This window comes from Stenotrophomonas rhizophila (assembly GCF_000661955.1).
Classification (GTDB): Bacteria; Pseudomonadota; Gammaproteobacteria; order Xanthomonadales; family Xanthomonadaceae; genus Stenotrophomonas; species Stenotrophomonas rhizophila.
In genome coordinates, this window is the sequence record NZ_CP007597.1 from 3364180 (window position 1) to 3382927 (window position 18748).

The window sequence follows — 18748 nt, forward strand, 5'->3', positions numbered from 1 at the left end:
GCGCCCATGATCACTGCCTTCTTCCGCTTCGAGCTGCGCGAGCAGCTCCGTTCCCCGCTGCTGTGGCTGCTGTCGGTGCTGTTTGCCGCGCTGGCCTTCGCGGCGGCCTCCAGCGATGCCGTGCAGATCGGCGGGGGTGCCGGCAACGTGCACAGCAATGCCCCGATCGTGATTGCCCGCTTCATGGGCATCTTCACCATGATGGGCATGCTGGTGTCCGCGCTGCTGGTGAGCAACGCGCTGCTGCGCGACTTCGAGCTGGGCACCGCCGAGCTGATCTTCGCCAGCCCGATCAAACGCCGTGACTACCTGGCCGGGCGCATCCTGGCCGCGCTGTGCGCCGGTCTGCTGTTCTACCTGATCATCGCGCTGGGCCTGCTACTGGCCCCGTTCATGCCGTGGGTGGACCCGGCACGGATAGGCCCCACCCCGCTGCGCGCCTACGCGTGGACGTTCGCGGTGATCGTGCTGCCCAACCTGGTGTTCACCACCGCGCTGCTGGCCATGCTGGCCGCGCTGACCCGCTCGATCCTGTGGGTGTACATCGGCCTGGTGGGCTACTTCGTGCTGTACGGGGTGAGCGCCTCGCTGCTGCGCGACATCGACAACACCTGGATCGCCACGTTGGCCGAACCGCTCGGCATGCGTGCGCTGGGCCGCACCGTGCGCTATTGGGCGACCGAGCAGAGCAACACCCAGCTGCCGCAGCTGGCCGGCTACGTGCTGGCCAACCGCGCGCTGTGGCTGGGCGTGGCGGTGGCGCTGTTCGCGGCGACCTTCGCGCTGTTCCGCACCGAGCGCAGCGGCAGTGGGCGCCGACGCTGGGGCCGCAAGCCCGCCGCGCCGGTCGCCGCCACCACCCGCCCCACGCAGCTCACCGTACCGCGCATCCACCCGACCTTCGGCGCCGCTACCGGCTGGCGGCAGTACCTGCGCCAGGTCCGCTTCGACACCGCCGGCGTGCTGCGCAGCGTGCCATTCCTGGTGCTGCTGGTGCTGGGCCTGGCCAACTTCATCCCGGGCGCGCTGTCGCAGGAGACGCTGTACGGCACGCCGATCTACCCGGTCACCGCCGAAATGCTCGGCGCGCTGCAGGGCGCCTACAGCTGGCTGCTGGTGATCATCGTGCTGTTCTACGCCGGCGAGCTGGTGTGGAAGGAGCGCACCGCGCGGCTCAATGAAGTCAACGACGCCATGCCGGTGCCCAACTGGGTGCCATTGCTGGCCAAGTTCAGCGTGCTGGTGATGGTGATCGTGTGCTTCCAAGCGATTGGCGCGCTGGCCTCGATGGCGTTGCAGCTGGGCCAGGGCTACACCCACCTTGAGCCGTTGGTGTACCTCAAAATGCTGGCGCTGGGCTCGGTGTTCTACGTGCTGATGGGCGGCATGGCACTGGTGCTGCAGGTGCTGACCAACAACAAGTTCCTCGGCTATGCGCTGCTGATCGTGGTGATGATCGGCCAGGTCGCGCTGGGAATGCTGGATTACACCCAGAACCTCTACAACTTCGGCAACTGGCCCAACGCACCGTATTCGGACATGAACGGCTTCGGCCACTTCCTGACCGGACAGCTGGCCTTCCAGGGCTATTGGGGCCTGTTGCTGGTGGCGCTGCTGTGCCTGGCGTCGGCGTTCTGGGTGCGCGGGGTGGGCATGGGCCTGCGCCAACGCCTCGCCCTGGCCGGTCGCCGCCTGCGCGGCCCCGCCGGCGTGGGCGCGGTGGCAGCGTTGCTGGCTTTCGTCGCGGTGGGCGGCTGGCTGTACTGGAACACCAACATCCGCAATCCGTTCCTTTCCCCTGATCAGCAACGCGACCTGCAGGTGCGCTACGAGCGCGAGCTGTCCAAGTACCGCCACCTGCCGCAGCCGCGCATCACCGCGGTGGACAACCGCGTGGACCTGCACCCGGAAACCCAATCGGTCACCATTGATGCGGATTGGACCGTGCGCAACACCCACGCCGCGCCGATCACCGATATCCATATCGCGATGGGCGATGACCGCCAGCTGGTGGCGGTGGACCTGGGCGGGCAGACGCTGGCCTTCCACGACGTGGACCTGGGCTACCGCATCTACCGCCTGGCAACGCCGCTGCAGCCGGGCGAAGAGCGCCGCGTGCACTTCCGCGTGGACCAGCACCCGAACGGCATCACCGCCGGGCAGGCGCCGACCAACCTGGTGGCCAACGGCAGCTTCTTCAACAGCCGCATGCTGCCCTCGTTCGGCTACGACGCAGGCAACGAGCTGGAGGACCGCAACGAGCGCCGCAAGCGCGGGCTGGGCGAACCAACCCGCATGCCCAAGCTGGAGGATGAGGCCGCGCGCGCCAACACCTACATTTCCGATGACGCCGACTGGCTCGACTTCCGCACCACCATCTGCACCGCGCCGGACCAGATCGCACTGGCACCCGGCTACCTGCAGGAGGAGAAGACGGTGGACGGGCGGCGCTGCTTCCGCTATGCCATGGACCGGCCGATGCTCAACTTCTACGCGTACCTGTCCGCGCGTTGGGAGGTCAAGCGCGGCACGTACAAGGACATCCCGATCGAGGTGTATTACGACCCGCGCCACGGCTACAACGTGGACCGGATGATCGAGGCGGTGCAGAAGTCGCTGGCGTACTACGAGGCCAACTTCACCCCGTACCAGCACCGCCAGGTGCGCATCATCGAGTTCCCCGGCTACCAGAGCTTCGCGCAGTCCTTCGCCAACACCATCCCCTACTCCGAGTCGATCGGTTTCATTGCCGACCTGCGTGACCCGGACAAGATCGATTACGTGTTCTATGTAACCGCGCACGAGATCGCCCACCAGTGGTGGGCGCACCAGGTGATCGGCGCCAACGTGCAGGGGGCCACGGTGCTGTCCGAGTCGCTGTCCCAGTACTCGGCACTGATGGTGATGGAGAAGGCGTACGGCCGCGCGCACATGCGCCAGTTCCTCAAGACCGAACTGGACCGCTACCTGGCCGGGCGCGGCGGCGAAGGCATAGAGGAGCTGCCGCTGGAGCGGGTGGAGAACCAGCAGTACATCCACTACCAGAAGGGTTCGCTGGTGTTCTACCGCCTGCGCGAGGAGATCGGCGAGGCCGCGCTCAACCGCGCGCTCAAGCGCTTCCTGCAGGACAAGGGCTACCAGCAGCCGCCGTACACCACCTCACGCGAACTGCTGGGCTACATCCGCGCCGAGACGCCGGCCGACCGCCAGCAGGTGGTCACCGACCTGTTCGAGAAGATCACCCTGTACGACAACCGGCTGCTGGACGCCAAGGCGCGCAAGCGTGCCGATGGCAAGTACGAGGTCACCCTGAAGCTGCACGCCGAGAAGCGCTACGCCGACGGCGGCGGCAAGGAGACCGCCGGCACCATGGACGACTGGATCGAGGTGGGCGTATTCGCCAATGCCCCCTCGGGCAAGGAGCGGGACCAGAAGGTGCTGTACCTGCAGCGCCACCACGTCACCGAGGCGACGCCGACGATCACCGTGGTGGTGGACGGCAAGCCGGACGAGGCCGGGTTTGATCCGTACAACAAGTTGATCGACCGGGTCAGCGATGACAACCGGCGCAAGGTGAGCCTGTAGCGCCGGGTTCCACCCGGCTGTCGGGTACAGCGCGGCAGTGGAGCAGCGGGGCAACGCCCCGCTCTACGCGAGGGAGTGCCTCACTGCCGCACTGAACTCATCGAGCAGGAACGGCTTGGCGATCATCGCCATGCCCGTCTCCAGGAACGCGGCGCGCTCCTGCGCCTTTTCCGCATAGCCGGTCATGAACAGCACCGGCAACACCGGCCGGGATTGCCGCGCGATCTCGGCCAACTGGCGGCCGTTGAGCCCGGGTAGCCCGACGTCGGTAATGAGCAGGTCGATGCCGCGCGATGATTGCAGGATCGGGATCGCGCCATTGGCATCGCCCACCACCTCCACCTGGTAGCCCAGGTCCTCCAGCACCACGGTTACCAGCATGCGTACCTGTTCGTCGTCTTCCACCACCAGGATGGACTGGCCGGCGCCCAGCGAGACCTCGGGCGCACTGACGACCGTGTCCGGCTCCGCGGCAGGCTCGGCCAGCGGGATGTAAAGCGAAATGGTGGTGCCCTGGCCGGGCACGGAGTCGATGGCGATGTGGCCACCGGACTGCTGCATGAAGCCATACACCATCGACATGCCCAGGCCGGTGCCCTTGCCGATCGGCTTGGTGGTGAAGAACGGCTCGAAGGCGCGCTCCACCACCTCCGGCGGCATGCCGGTGCCGGTGTCGGCGACCCCGACGACCGCGTAGACGCCGGCCGGTATCGTGGCCGACACGCCCTCGCCCACCCGCACCAGCGACGTGCTGAGTTCAAGCTGGCCGCCATTGGGCATTGCATCGCGTGCGTTGATCGCCAGGTTCAGCACCGCGCTTTCGAACTGGTTGGTGTCCAGCGCGGCATGCAGCGGATCGTCCGCCAGCCGGGTCTGGATGTGCACCGTTTCGCCCAGCGTGCTGCGCAGCAGGTGCTGCAGCGACCCCACCAGTTCATTGAGCTCCACCGGCTTGGAATCCAGCGACTGCCGGCGCGAGAACGCCAGCAGGCGCTGGGTGAGGCTCGCCGCACGCTGGCTGGACGCGGTGGCGGTATCCAAGAAGCGCTCCAGGTCATCGTAGCGGCCCTTTTCCAGCCGCAGCCGTACGATGTCCAGCGCCGAGAGGATGCCGGTGAGCATGTTGTTGAAGTCGTGCGCGATACCGCCGGTAAGCTGGCCGATGGCCTCCATCTTCTGCGACTGGCGCAGCGCGGCCTCGCTGGCTTCGCGCGCGGCCATCTGCGCTTCCAGCTCACGCGTGCGCTGGGCAACCATCACCTCCAGCTGCTGGGCGTGCTGCCGGCTGACCTCCAGCGCCACCTTGGAGGCGGTGATGTCGGTGACGAACACATGGAAGCCGTCGGGGCTGCCATCGGCGCCGAAGCGCGGCGAATAGCGCACTTCCACATCGCGGCGGCGGCCATCCCGGCGCGGCCAGCTGGTCTCGAACAGCGCTTCGCGCCCGGCCAGCGCGCGCGCCATCGCCGGCTTGCGCGACTCCCACGCCTCGGCACCGATCACCGTACTGACATGCTGGCCGATGACCTCACCGATCGGCAGGTCGAACCAGGCTTCGTAGGCCTTGTTGGCAAACCGGTAATGCAGCGAGCGGTCGATGAAGGCGATGAGCACCGGCATGGCGTCGGCGATCAGGCGCAGCTCGGCTTCGCTGCGGACCAGCGCCACGCGGCTGTCGGCCAGTGCCTGCATCTGATCGCGGACCACGTATTGCTTCTCGCGTGCACGCAGCGCGCCCTGCACCGCGCTGAGCAGCGAAATACTGCCCAGCGGCCTGTCCAGCTCGATCACGTTGAGCGTGCGCGGCAGCAGGCCATCGGCCGGCGACCGGCGGTGCGCGCGCGGGGAACGCAGCAGGATGAACGGCAGGTCCGACCAGGCCGGTTGCTGCGCCAGCGCCTCCACCAACGCATCGGTGCCGCTTGCGACCGCCTCTTCGGTGACCAGCACCGCCCCGGCGCGCGCATCCAGCGCGTCGCCCAGTGCGGCCAGGGTCGGCGCTATCGCGGTGGCCAGCCCAGCGCTGTGCAGCACCGCGGCGATGCTCTCGGCATCGCGTCCAAACGGGGCAACGATGTGGACAACGCCCGCCCCGCCGCTGTCATCCGGCATAGGGATGGCCCAGCAACGCGCCGTTGTCGCCGACGAACTCCGGGGTGCCGGTCAGGATGCCCTTGAACTCCTTCAGCGGGCTGCTCAGCGACACCCCGCAGCCGTCTATCTTGAGTTCGCGGATGGTGTCTTCATGGCCACCGCCCCGGTTCTTGATCACCGAGACGGCCTTGCGGATGCGGCCCTGTGCCTCGAAGAAGCGGAACAGGATGACCGCATCGGCGATGTAGGACACGTTGATGTTGCCGGTGGACATGGTGCCGACCAGTCCATGCTGCGGATTGATCAGGAACGTCACCACGCCCTTCTGGTTGAGGTAGGAGAGCATCTCGTGCAGCTGCAGCATCAACTGCTTTTCCTGCGGCATCGCCGCGACATACCCGTTGAGGCTGTCGATCAACAGCACGCTGCAGCCGCGTTCCTCGACCGCGCGCTGGATGTTCCAGGAAAACTCGCCCGGCGAGATCTCCGCCGGGTCCATCTGCATGATCTCCAGACGACCGGCCTGCAGGTGCGCCTCAAGGTCCATGCCCAGTGCCTTGGCCCGGATCAGCAGCGTGCCCACGCGTTCATCGAACTCGAAGATGCAGCACTTCTCGCCCCGCTCGCAGGCGGCCCAGATGTACTGCAGGGCCACGTTGGTCTTGCCGCTGCCGGCCGGGCCGGTCAATAGCGTGCAGGTGCCGCGCAGCGGCCCCCCGCCGAGCAGGTTGTCGATCGCGGGCACGCCGCTGCTGATCGTGGTTCCCACGAACTGCTCGTGGTGCTGGGACGCGATCAGGCGCGGGAACACTTCCAGCCCACCTTCGCGGATCACCATGTCATGGTAGCCAGCGACGAAATCCACGCCGCGCAGTTTCTGCACCTGCAGCCGACGACGTGCGGCGCCAAAGTCCAGGGTCAGCCGCTCCAGCGACAGCACGCCGTGGCACAGGCTGTGCAGCTGCCCGTCGCGGTCTTCGCTGGTGGAGGTGAGGTCATCGACCAGAAACACGGTCGTACTCTTGGGCGCGAAGAACTGTTTCAGCGCCAGGATCTGGCGACGGTAGCGCAGCGAATCCTGCGCCAGCAGGCGCAGCTCGGACAGCGAGTCGAACACCACCCGGCTGGGGCGGATGCGGTCTACTTCCCCCAGGATCAGGTTGACCGTTTCATCCAGCTCGACCTCCCAGGCGTGCAGCACCGACTGCAGCCGGCCGTTGCCCAGCGCGTCCTCGGCCGAACCCAGTTCGAACAGGTGCAGCCCTTCCAGCGACCAGCCGTGTGCGCTGGCGACTTCGCGCAGCTCCTCGGCGGTCTCGGAGAGCGTGATGTACAGGCAGCGCTCGCCCTTCTTGAGCCCCTGCAGCAGGAACTGCAGCGACAGCGTGGTCTTGCCGGAGCCTGGGGGGCCTTCCAGCAGGTACAGCCGCCCTTGCGGGAAGCCGCCGCGGAGGATCTGATCCAGGCCCTGGATGCCGGTGGTGACGCGGGAAGTTTGTGTCTGCATAGGTTCGCCAATTTCGACGCGGCGAGTCTAGCAACGGCTTCTGTGTAGATATTGTGTGACCGGCACCTCTCGACGAGGACCGATTAAGTAATGTCGATGCCGCGTAAAAAGCAACCGTGCCCCACCACGTAATGCCAGGCTCCGCCCGGCTGCACCACCCCGTAACGCCGGGCTCTGCCCGGCGGCCGTCGATCAACCAAAATCCTTCAAAATCTCGCCGATCCCCGCCGCCGACAGTTCCAGCCCCAATCGCGTCCCCGGGTTGACCACCACGCCGTAGCCGCCGGGCACCCGCTTCAACACCTCGATCATCTGCATCCGGATCGTGTGCGGCGCCTGCTGGCTGTGGAAGCCCACCCGCGCCATATCGGTGAACACGGCTACGTGCAGCACGCCCTGCTTGTCGAACAGCAACGGGTCGAACCCGCTGCCATCCGCGGTGACCAGGCTGCCGGTGAGCAGCACCACCTCGGAGGCCACGAAGGCCTTCATGAACAACCCGATCGGCAACTGGCCGTCCATCGCGGACTGCAGCAGGGTTTCGATCGGCGTTTGCGGGGGCAGTTCGGTCATGGGCAACCTGTCGGGGCGTGGCGGGCCGGAATTGTACCGGTAGTGCCGGCCGCTGGCCGGCACCCCGATCGCACCACAGTATCCCGCGAGCCGGCCCGCGGCCGGCAGAACAGGTCAGCCTCAGCGGGCCAGGCGTGCGCTGCGTGCCTGCTGGTCAGCAATGGCGCGCTGCAGTTCGGCCTGCAGGTCCGTCTGCTTCACCGGCGCATCCAGCAGATAGACCTTGACCCCGTGCGCCGGCACCGTGGCCTTCAGGCTGCCGCCCACCTGCTGGCTGCCCCCGTCCAACGCGTCGCGCCACTGGCCCGGCTGCAGATAGCGACGAACCTCCATGCTGCGCGCGGTGTCGCCCTTGTTGAGCAGCACCAGCGCGGTCTGGGTGGTGTCGCCGTGCTGGAGCACGCGGAAGAACACTGCTTCGTCGCCGTGCAGGCGCTCATTGACCTGCAGGCCGCGCTGCAGCGCCGGGGTCGCCTCGCGCAGGGTGGCGATGCGCTGCAGCGGGCCGAAGATCGGGCTCTGCGGCGCGGCGTCCACGCGCGGCTGGCCGAAGTAGGCGCGGTTGCCGGCGTGCTCGGCTCGGCTGCGCATGAAGCCGGTTTCCGAGCCGTAGTACAGCACCGGAATGCCGCGCGCGGTGAACAGCCAGTTGTGCGCGTCGATGAAGCCGGCGTCGGTGGCGTCCAGGCGGGCCATGTCGTGGTTGTCGTAGAAGCTCATCAGCTCGTACGGGTTGGCGTACGGGCCGCCCACCAGGTGCAGCGGTTCGGCCAGCGTTTCAAAGCCCTTCTGCTCCTTACCGAATACCGACGACAGCGCCCCGCGCAGCGGGAAATCCAGCACGCTGACATTGGCGTTGGCCGGCCAGGTGTGTTCGGCGATCTTGCTGGCGTCGTAGTCAAACGCTTCGCCGAACATGAACATGCCCGGGTGCGCGGCGCGGATGCGGCCCACGAATTCGTGCCACCACGGGTGCGGCAGCCAGCCGATGGTGTCGATGCGCAGCGCATCCACGCCCTGCGCGGTCCACTGCAGGTAGGCACCCACCAGGTAGTCCATTACCGCCGGGTTGTGTTCGTTGAAGTCGGACAGCTCGGCCAGGTTGCCGTCGAAGATCGAGCCGTTCTTGCCGTCGACCGGGCCGGTGGTGTTGTAGAACGCATGCAGCCGGTTGTGCTGCGGGTCCAGCTGCTGTGGCGGCAGGTTCTGGTGGTCGGCTACCAGGGTGCCGTCCTTGTCGAAGATCTGGCCGAACTGCGGCTGGCGCGTGGGCATGGTCCAGGCCGGCGAACCGTGGTTGCCCACGATGTCCAGCACCACCTTCAGCTTGGCCGCGTGCAGGCCGCGGGTGAGCCCGGCAAAGTCCAGGTCGGCGCTGGGCAGGTGCTCGTCCAGCGTGTAGAAATTGACGCCCCAGTAGCCGTGGTAGCCGGTCTTGCCGCGGTCCGTCAGGGTACTGGTGCAGCTGATCGGCTTGCTGCCGGTGAACGCCTCGTCGGGGTTGTCCACGATGGGCGTGATCCACACCGCACCGAACCCGAGGCGGCGGATGTAGTCGGCATTGTCCAGCACGCCCTTGAAGTCGCCGCCCAGGTAGCCGATGTTGCCGTCCACCTTGTCCGGGCACGGCACCGGGATGTCGAAGGTGCGGTGTTTGCCGCCCTGGTCGCGGTGGTCGTTGGACGGATCACCATTGACGAAGCGGTCGGTCACCACGAAGTACACCGCATCGCTGGCGAACGGCTCGGTGGTACCGATGTAGTCCGGGCGCGGCGCAGCCACGGCCTGGCCGGCGGACAGAAAAAGCAGGACAGCAACAGACAACGCACCACGCATCACACCACCTCCGGACGGGACGGAACCCGCAGCACGCACAGACCGGCCACCAGCAGACTGCAGCCGCCCAGCACCAGCACATGCATGGGCTGGCCACCCAGCCAGGCACGCAGGGCGAAGCCGAGCGCGCTGGCGGCCACCAGCTGCGGGATCACGATGAAGAAATTGAAGATGCCCATGTACACGCCCATCTTCGCCGCCGGCACGCTGTCGGACAGCAGTGCATACGGCAGCGACAGGATCGAGGCCCAGGCTATGCCCACGCCCACCATCGACAGCAGCAGCCAGCGCGGATCGTCAATGAACATCATCGAGATCAGCCCCGCGCCGCCCAGCCACAGGTTGAGCAGATGGCTCCAGCGCAGCCCGAGCGCGCGCACCATCGGCGGGATCAACAGCGCCGCCAGCGCGGCGAAGCCGTTGTAGGCCCCGAACAGCACGCCCACCCAGTTGGCGCCTTCGTTATAGGCCGCCGATTCGGTCTCGGTCGCACCGAAGTGGACGCCGGCCACGGCGCGCGTGGTGAAGATCCACATCGCAAACAGCGCGAACCACGAGAAGAACTGCACCCATGCCAGCCGCCGCATGGTGGTCGGCATGGTGCGCAGGTCGCCCACGATCTGCGCCAGCATGTGGGTGCCGGGCAATACCCGCGCCAGGCCCAGCAGCACGCCGTACGCGGCACACAGCCCGGCCAGCACGTACAGCATCTTGTCGCCCCGGTACCAGGCGATGAGCCCGGCCAGTACCACGCCCACTCCCAGCCACAGCGCCGCCTGGTACCACGGTGCCGGCCCGCGCAGGGCGGCACCGGCCTGATGCACGGGCGGCTCGGCATCGGCGAACCCGGCCAGCTCGGCCGGCGAGTACTCGCGGGTGCTGAACACCGTCCAGCAGATGGCCGCCAGCAGCACCACCGCGCCCACGTAGAACGCGTAGCGCACGGTGTCGGGCACCTGCCCTGCCCCGGCGGTGTTGGCTACGCCGAAGTGGGCCAGCAGGAAGGGCAGGAAGCTGGCCACGATTGCGCCGATGCCGATGAAGAAACTCTGCATCGCGTAGCCGGTCGGCCGTTGCCGCGGCGCCAGCTGGTCGCCGACGAAGGCACGGAACGGCTCCATCGACACGTTGATGGACGCGTCCAGTACCCACAACGTGCCGGCGGCGATCCACAGCGTGGGCGAGTTGGGCATCACCAGCAGGGCCAGCGTGGTCAGCACCGCGCCGATCATGAAGTAGGGGCGACGCCGGCCCCAGCGGGTCCAGGTGCGGTCGGACCAGTAGCCGATCACCGGCTGCACCAGCAACCCGGTCAACGGCGCAGCGATCCATAGCCCGGGCACGGCATCCATCGGCGCGCCGAGGGTTTCGAAAATGCGGCTGGCATTGGCGTTCTGCAGCGCGAACCCGAACTGGATGCCCATGAAGCCGAAGCACATGTTCCAGATCTGCCAGAACGACAGCGTGGGCTTGTCGGGGCGGCTCATCGTGCGTCCCCGTCGGTGGCGGCAATCGGCGCGATCAGCAGCGCGCTGACCGTGGCCTGGTTGACCACGCCGTCGCGCCCGCCCTTGCCGCCGTTGTAGGTGGCAAAGTGCGCCAGTGCGCTCATGTTGAAACCGTCTTCCAGCGCGAAGCGGCAGCGCCCGCCGGGCAGGTCGAATTCAGCGGCGGTGGAGTCCTGCGGACCTACGCTGTGCGGCATCACCACGCTGGCACGCTGCGCCGGCTGGCCCGGGCACTGCACCACCAGCTGCTTCACCGCAGCGGTCACACCGGTGTTGATCGGGCCATTGGGGTTGTCGTAGCGCAGGCGCACGCGCACCCGGGTGGCCTTGGTGGCGGTCCAGTTCCAGGTGCTGGCACCGCGCAGACGCTGCTGCGGTCCGATGCAGGTCGTCGGGCTGTGCAGCGATTCAAGCGCACCCTCGCGGCGGGTGAAGCTCAGGCAGTGCTGGTCGCCGTCGTCGGTGAGCAGCAACGGCGAGGCGGCGCTGACGGCGCGACCATCCCGCCACAGCACGTGGTTGGCCGGGATCGGGATCGACCATGCGGTGCCGCGCGCAGTGGGTGTCGGTGCGGCGGGCGTGGCGGGGGCGTAGGCGGTTGCAGATCCAGACGCAGCCGGGCGTGGCTCGGCGCTGCCTGCGGCGGCCTGGGCCACCAGATGCACGGTGACCGTGTTGCCCCGGCGCACGATCTTCTTTGCCACCAGCAGGTCGCCGTCCAGCGTGCGCGGGCGCGTGAGGATGTAGCGGCGCTGGCCGTCGTCCAGTTCGATGCTGCGGCGCGTGCCGAACAACTGCGGCACCAGCGCGGTGGGCAGTTTGGGCGCCACCGTGCCGTCGGCTTCCACGCCGAACACGCCTTCCAGCACCATCGACAGGTAACCGGCCACCGACCACAGCTGGCGCGGCGAATTGACCACCGGGCCGCTCAATGCGCCCTCGTCGACATGCACGGCCAGGCTGCGCATCTCGTAGTTTTCCATGTTCGAACCGGCCAGCGCGCTGCCACGCATCAGCGATTCGATCTCCAGCTGGATGCGTGCGGCATCGTCCAGCCGGCGCGCGGCGCGCAGCGAATACGCGCTGACGAACGGCCAGACCGCGCGGTTGTGGTAGATCGGCTGCTGCGCTTCCTGCGGCCACACCACCGGGCTGCCGCCCTCCACCGCCGGGTAAGCGGCCAGCGCGCGGCGCGCGCGGTCGGCCGGAAACACGTCGGCCAGCACGCCCAGCGAGAGCGCCAGCAGGTCGTACTTGGCATAGGGCACCGGGTGCGCCGCCTCGCCGATGTAGCTCATGTACATACCGGCATCATCGCGCCAGAAGCGCGCGTCGATCTGCACGGCCAGCGCAGCGGCCCAGCCGGCGTACTGGCTGGCGCGGGCGTCACCGCGGGCGCGCGCCATCTGCTCGGCCAGGCGCAGCGTCTGGTAGTGCAGCACGTTGGTGGACAACGCGAAGGAGTCGCCGATGAAGCGCACGTCCTGGCGGGTCCAGTCCGGGTACGTCTGTTCGCGCCAGTCCAGGAACGAGGTCTCGCCGCGGTACAGGCCGATGCGCGCATCGAACACCGCCGCGCGGTCCTGCGCCAGGGTGGCCTGCAGCGCCTGCCAGGTCTGCTCGGCGAAGGCCGGGTCATCCTGCAGGTGGCGCGCGGCCAGAAACCACACCACCCGATCACTGCTGATCGGCCAGCTGCCGCCCGAGCCGGTGTCCTGGGCCACGAACAACCCCGGGGTGCGCCCGTCGCGCGCAGGCGACAGCTTGAACTGCAGCGACTGCCGGGTACGTTGCGGGTCCAGCCGGGCCAGCGCCAGGTCGGCTGCGAAGCTGACATCGCGGGTCCACACGTAGGGCCAGCGCTCGCCGGTCTGGAAGCAGTCGCACGGCACCGGGTTGCCCTGGTTGAAGGCCGGGTCGCGGATCGCATCCACGCGGTCGGCGTCCATCTCCTGCTGGGCCAGTGCGAACAGGGCATCGAACAGCACGCTGTCGGTGCGGCTGCGCATCGGCTGGGCGGCAATGGCCACCGTCTGGCCGGCGGCCTGCAGGCGGAAGCCGCCATCGGCGGCCGTGTCGGCGCGCGCGGTGCGGCCGTCGAAGGTCAGGTCCGCCGCGGTTGCGGTCGAACCCAGCGCCAGCCCAAGGGCAGCGGTCAGGCAGATCATCTTCAGCATCGAAGCGGCTACCCGGCTTGCGCCCGGCGCCTCCCTCCCTCTTTGCACGCGTTGTGGTTACGCAACGCACGGTGCCGGCCAAGGTCGGTACCTCCCGGTCTGTGCACCGGTGTGGCGTTGCGCTCGCGGCCCCCTCCCAGGGTGCCTGGCCCCATGGTAGACGGCAGGCTCCGGTGCGCGCCGCCTTGCATACGTATTCATGGCGCAGCGGCGGGACGAGCGGGACGGCGTGGCTATAGTCCGAGCCAGACAACGGCCGCCTTGGGAGGGGAAAATGCCGACAAAACAGCCGCATTCACCGCGTGGATCATGCACTACCACCGGCCTGCCCTGGCTGGCTGCCGCCGTGCTCCTGCTGGCCTTCGGCGCTGCCGCCGAACCGGTCACGGTGGCCAGCGTGGCGTCGCCGGGCAAGGTGCTGCGGGTGTCGGTGCAGCTGGATGGCGGCACGCCCAGCTACCAGGTGGAACGCTTCGGTGACACGGTGGTGGCGCCGTCGCGGTTGGGCTTCCAGCTGCGCGACGGCCGGCTCGACCGCGACCTGGAGGTGCTCGGCCAGCACACGCGTGCGTTCGACGAGACCTGGGAACAGCCCTGGGGCGAGCGCCGCCGGGTGCGCAACCACTACAACGAAGTGGTGGTGCAGCTGGGCGAGCGCAGTGGGGCAAAACGCCGCTTCGAGGTGGTGTTCCGCGCCTTCGATGACGGCGTGGGCTTCCGCTACCGCTTCCCCGAGCAGCCGGGCCTGCGCGAGGCGATCATCGACGACGAACTGACCGAATTTGCGATCGCTCCGACCGCCACCGCCTGGTGGATCCCGGCCGGCGAGCCGATCCACTACGAATACCTGTACCAGCGCACGCCGCTGGACCAGGTGCCGTTGGTGCATACCCCGATCACCCTGCGCAGCAAAGACGGCCTGCACATCGCCATCCATGAAGCCGCCCTGGTCGACTACGCAGGCATGTGGCTGCGCCGCACCGACGGCCAGCGCCTACGCGCGCAGCTGTCGCCGTCGGCCGAAGGCTGGAAGGTACGCCGCAGCGTGCCCTTCGATACCCCGTGGCGCACCCTGCAGATCAGCGACCGCGCCGGTGGACTGGTGGAATCGGACCTGATCCTCAACCTCAATGAACCCAACGCGCTGGGCGATGTGAGCTGGGTGAAGCCGTCCAAGTACCTGGGCGTGTGGTGGTCGATGCACCTGGACCACGAAAGCTGGGCCACCGGGCCCAGGCATGCGGCCACCACCGCCAAGACGAAGAAAGTGATCGACTTCGCCGCCGCACATGGCTTCCGCGGTGTGCTGGTGGAAGGCTGGAACCCGGGCTGGGACGGCAACTGGGTAGGTAACGGCTACGACTTCGATTTCACCCGGCCCACCGCCGACTTCGATATCGAGGCGCTGTCGGCCTACGGCGCGAAGAAGGGCGTGCACCTCATCGGCCACCATGAAACCGGCTGCGCCATCGAGCACTACGAAGACCAGCTGGGCGCCGCGCTGGACCTGTACGCGCGGCTGGGCGTGGATGCGTTCAAGAGCGGCTATGTCTGCGACGACGGCCAAGTGGACCGGCGCAACCCGGCCGGCGGCCCGCTGTGGCGCGAGTGGCACGACGGCCAGTTCATGGCCCGCCACCACCTGAAGGTGGTGCAGGAAGCGGCCAAACGCCACATCGCGGTGAACCCGCACGAGCCGATCAAGGACACCGGGCTGCGCCGCACCTACCCCAACTGGATCTCGCGCGAAGGCGCGCGCGGCATGGAATACAACGCCTGGGGCCAGCCCCCGAACCCGCCCGAGCACGAGGTCAACCTGGTGTTCACGCGCATGTTGTCCGGGCCGATGGATTACACGCCCGGCATCCTGAGCCTGAAGGGCCGCGGTGGGCAGGCCATTCCCAGCACGCTGGCGCGGCAGCTGGCACTGTACGTGGCGATCTACAGCCCGATCCAGATGGCCGCCGACCTGCCCGAACACTACCTGCAGCACCGCCAAGCGTTCCGCTTCATCGAGGACGTGGCGGTGGATTGGGAGGACAGCCGCGTGCTCAATGGCGAGGTGGGCGACTACGTGACGATCGTGCGCAAGGACCGCAACAGCCGCGACTGGTTCCTGGGCAGCATCACCGACGAACACGGCCGCGTGCTGCCGGTAGCGCTGGGCTTCCTGGACCCGGGCGTGCGCTACCGCGCCGAGATCTACCGGGACGGCGACGGCGCGGACTTCCGCAGCAATCCGTTCGCGTTCGTGCGCGAAACCCGCGAGGTCACCAGCGCCGACGCACTGGTGCTGACGCTGGCCCCCGGCGGCGGCCAGGCGATCCGTTTCACCCCTCTGTAGGTCGTTACGCCAGCCCCGGGTAGCGCCCGACCGTTGGTCGGGCGACGCATGCGGCGCCGGCCCATCCGTGCGTGGATACGGCGTGCCGACCAACGGTCGGCACCTACCGGGCGCGTGCGCGTCGGTGCGGGCGCGATGACGCACCTGTAACCGATTCCAACGCTGCAAATCCCATTGAATACGTATGCAGGGTGGTTCCCGCAGCCGACCCGCTGCCTACCATAGCCACGCAGTCAACGGCCACCGTGCCGTGACGCTCCCGGTTCTCCGGGCAACCAAAAAATCGATTGGCAACATTGCCTGGGAGGGGAAAATGTTGAACCGCAAGCGCAGCGCGCTGAGTATCGCGCTGGCCGTCGCCCTGACGCCGTTGATGGCGTCGGCGCAGACCGCCGAACCCACTACCGCCACCCCGCCGAGCGGGACCGCGGCCACCAACCTGGACACCGTGCAGGTCACCGGCATCCGCCGCGGCATCGAGAACGCCATTGCGATCAAGCAGGACGCCACCTCGGTGGTCGAGGCGATTTCGGCCGAAGACATCGGCAAGCTGCCCGATGTGAGCATCGGCGAATCCATCTCGCGTCTGCCCGGCCTGGCTGCCCAGCGCGTGGCCGGCCGTGCCCAGGTGATCAGCGTGCGCGGCCTGTCGCCGGACTTCGCCACCACCCTGCTCAACGGGCGTGAAGTGGTCAGCACCGGCGACAACCGCAGCGTCGAATTCGACCAGTACCCCTCGGAACTGGTCAACGGCGTGGTGGTCTACAAGACGCCCGATGCGGCGCTGGTCGGCCAGGGCCTGTCGGGCACCATCGACATGCAGACCGCGCGCCCGCTCAGCTTCGCCGAGCGCGTCATCGCCGTCAGCGGCCGCTACCAGAAAAGCTCGCTGGGCAAGGCGGCCAACGTGGACCCCTACGGCAACCGCTTCAGCGCCAGCTACATCGACCAGTTCATGGACAACACCTGGGGTGTTGCGATCGGCTACGCGCACAGCGATATGCCGATCCAGGAAAACCAGGTGGGCCTGTACGAGCCGTGGACCACTGAAAACACCGACAACGGCAACCGCCCCGGGCTGGCCCCGGGCACGGTGTTCTCCGACGGCATCAAGGCCCTGCGCCGCACCGGCAACACCAAGCGCGACGGCGTGATGGCCACCGTGCAGTTCCGCCCGTCCAACGTGTGGACCAGCACCCTGGATGCGTTCCACACCGAAGCCGAGCAGATCGACACCGCCAACCAGTTCGAGCTCAATCTCAGCAACTACAACGGCAACTACACCCCGGGCCTGCTGATCAGCAACCCGCAGGTCAATGCCGATGGCACCTTCACCGGTGGCGTGGCCAGCGGCGTGTATCCGCTGGTGCGCGGCATGTACAACAAGCGCAAGGACAAGATCGATGCGTTTGGCTGGAACAACGAGTTCAACTTCGAATCGGTCAAGGTGGTGGCGGACGTCAACTACTCCAAGGCCACCCGCGACGAACTGAACCTGGAAAACAACCTGCAGCTCACGCCGATGCCGCAGCTGGATACGGTGGGCGTGGTGGTGAACCCGAACGGGTTCTCGCAGATCCGCCCGGGCCTGGACTATTCCAACCCCGATGCGCTGTTCCTGACCAACACCATCTACGGCTCCGGCTACGGCAAGGTGCCGCAGGTGGAAGACCGCCTGAAGGCCGCGCGCCTGCAGGCCACCTTCGCGCTGCCCGAGGCAATGAAGTGGTTTGCCGACGTGGACGTGGGCGTCAACTACGCCGACCGCCGCAAGGACAAGACCCAGGCCGAAGGCAACATCCTGCTTGGCGACCAGGGCGATGCCAACATCGCCGGCGACCTGCAGTACCGTCCGGTCAACCTGGGCTTTGCCGGGCTGGGCAGCATTCCGGCCTGGAACGTGCCGGGCGCGGTGGACCGCTACATGGTGTTCAACCCGGTCACCAACCTGGACTACCTGATTCCCAAGGCGTGGACGGTGCAGGAGAAGACCAGCACGGCCTGGGTGCGCGCCAACATCAATACCGACATCGGCGCGGTGGGCGTGCGCGGCAACATCGGCGTGCAGATGGTGCGCACGGACCAGAGTTCGCAGTCCAACTATTTCGACCGGTCGCGCCCCGCGGGCCAGGAAGTGCTGCCGATCGATGCGGGCAAGACCTACACCGACTGGCTGCCAAGCTTGAACCTGGTGTTCATGTTCCCGCACCAGCAGACGCTGCGCTTCGCCGCGGCCAAGCAGGTGGCACGTCCGCGCGTGGACCAGATGCGCGCCGGCCTGGAGTTCGGCGTGGATACGGCCACCGGCAAGCCGGGCGGCAGCGGCGGCAATCCGCTGCTGGATCCGTGGCGCGCCAATGCGTTGGATCTGTCGTATGAAAAGTACTTCGGCGAGAAGGCCTATGTCGCGGCGGCGATCTTCTACAAGGACCTGAAGTCGTACGTGTACACGCAGTCGCGCGACGACTACGATTTCAGCGATCTGCTGGCCAGCTACGTGATTCCGCCGGGCATGACCGCCCCGCTGCTGACCACCGGTACCTTCTCTTCGCCGGAAAACGGCAAGGGTGGCAAGCTGAAGGGCCTGGAGCTGACGGCGTCGTTCCCGCTGGACATGTTCACCGACAGCCTGCGCGGGTTCGGCGTGCAGGCCAGTGCGACGTTCAATGACAGCAACATCGAGATCCTGGACCCGGAAAGCGCGTCCAGCGTGGGCAGCGATCCGATCAGTCTGCCGGGGCTGTCCAAGCGCGTATACAACTTCACTGCGTACTACGAGCGCAGTGGGTTCGAGGCCCGCGTGAGCCAGCGTCGGCGGTCGGACTTCATCGGCGAGATCGGCAACTTCAACGGCAACCGCACGCTGCGCTACGTGGTGGGCGAGAACGTGACCGACGCGCAGATCAGCTACACCTTCGCCGACGACAGCAGCCTGCACGGGCTGACGCTGCTGCTGCAGGGAAGCAACCTGACCAACGAGCCGTACCGCACCTATGCCGGCACCAAGGACCGCCCGCTGGAATACATCGAGTGGGGCCGCACCTACATGCTGGGCGTGAACTACAAGTTCTGATCCAGCGGTAGCTGCACCAACAGAAACCCCGCTGCTTCGGCAGCGGGGTTT

At 67.5% G+C, this 18748-nt stretch carries 9 protein-coding genes; 3 read left to right on the plus strand and 6 right to left on the minus strand.

Annotated elements, in window-relative coordinates; translation table 11 throughout:
• Positions 1-6 precede the first annotated feature (6 nt).
• Positions 7-3585 carry an ABC transporter permease/M1 family aminopeptidase gene (locus tag DX03_RS14520; protein WP_038689851.1) on the plus strand — a complete coding sequence of 1193 codons (3579 nt, stop codon included), beginning with the start codon at positions 7-9 and terminating at the stop codon, positions 3583-3585.
• Between the two features lie 63 nt (positions 3586-3648).
• On the opposite strand, the gene DX03_RS14525 is transcribed toward DX03_RS14520, so the two are convergent.
• The 6 genes from DX03_RS14525 to DX03_RS14550 all read right to left on the minus strand — a co-directional run bounded on the left by DX03_RS14525 (position 3649) and on the right by DX03_RS14550 (position 13280).
• Complete coding sequence (locus tag DX03_RS14525; RefSeq protein WP_038689853.1) at positions 3649-5697, minus strand: hybrid sensor histidine kinase/response regulator; 2049 nt, start codon at positions 5695-5697, stop codon at positions 3649-3651.
• On the minus strand, positions 5687-7198 hold the full coding sequence (locus DX03_RS14530) for a DUF7125 family protein (RefSeq protein ID WP_280512944.1): 1512 nt from the start codon (positions 7196-7198) through the stop codon (positions 5687-5689). Before DX03_RS14530 ends, DX03_RS14525 begins: the two co-directional genes overlap by 11 nt.
• A gap of 180 nt (positions 7199-7378) precedes the next feature.
• Complete coding sequence (locus DX03_RS14535; protein ID WP_038689858.1) at positions 7379-7759, minus strand: SseB family protein; 381 nt, start codon at positions 7757-7759, stop codon at positions 7379-7381.
• A 120-nt stretch (positions 7760-7879) separates the two neighbouring features.
• Positions 7880-9595, minus strand: a complete 1716-nt coding sequence (locus DX03_RS14540) for an alpha-amylase family glycosyl hydrolase (RefSeq protein ID WP_038689859.1) — start codon at positions 9593-9595, stop codon at positions 7880-7882.
• Entirely contained in the window at positions 9595-11082 is a 1488-nt protein-coding gene (locus DX03_RS14545; protein ID WP_038689861.1) for an MFS transporter, read from the minus strand. The genes DX03_RS14540 and DX03_RS14545 overlap by 1 nt, the downstream gene beginning before the upstream one ends.
• Complete coding sequence (locus tag DX03_RS14550; protein ID WP_038689864.1) at positions 11079-13280, minus strand: alpha-L-rhamnosidase-related protein; 2202 nt, start codon at positions 13278-13280, stop codon at positions 11079-11081. Before DX03_RS14550 ends, DX03_RS14545 begins: the two co-directional genes overlap by 4 nt.
• A gap of 274 nt (positions 13281-13554) precedes the next feature.
• On the opposite strand from DX03_RS14550, the gene DX03_RS14555 reads away from it, so the two are divergent.
• Both DX03_RS14555 and DX03_RS14560 read left to right on the plus strand, forming a co-directional pair.
• Positions 13555-15624, plus strand: a complete 2070-nt coding sequence (locus tag DX03_RS14555; protein WP_051598875.1) for a glycoside hydrolase family 97 protein — start codon at positions 13555-13557, stop codon at positions 15622-15624.
• Positions 15625-15937: 313 nt separating this feature from the next.
• Positions 15938-18697, plus strand: a complete 2760-nt coding sequence (locus DX03_RS14560) for a TonB-dependent receptor (protein WP_038689866.1) — start codon at positions 15938-15940, stop codon at positions 18695-18697.
• Positions 18698-18748: the final 51 nt, after the last annotated feature.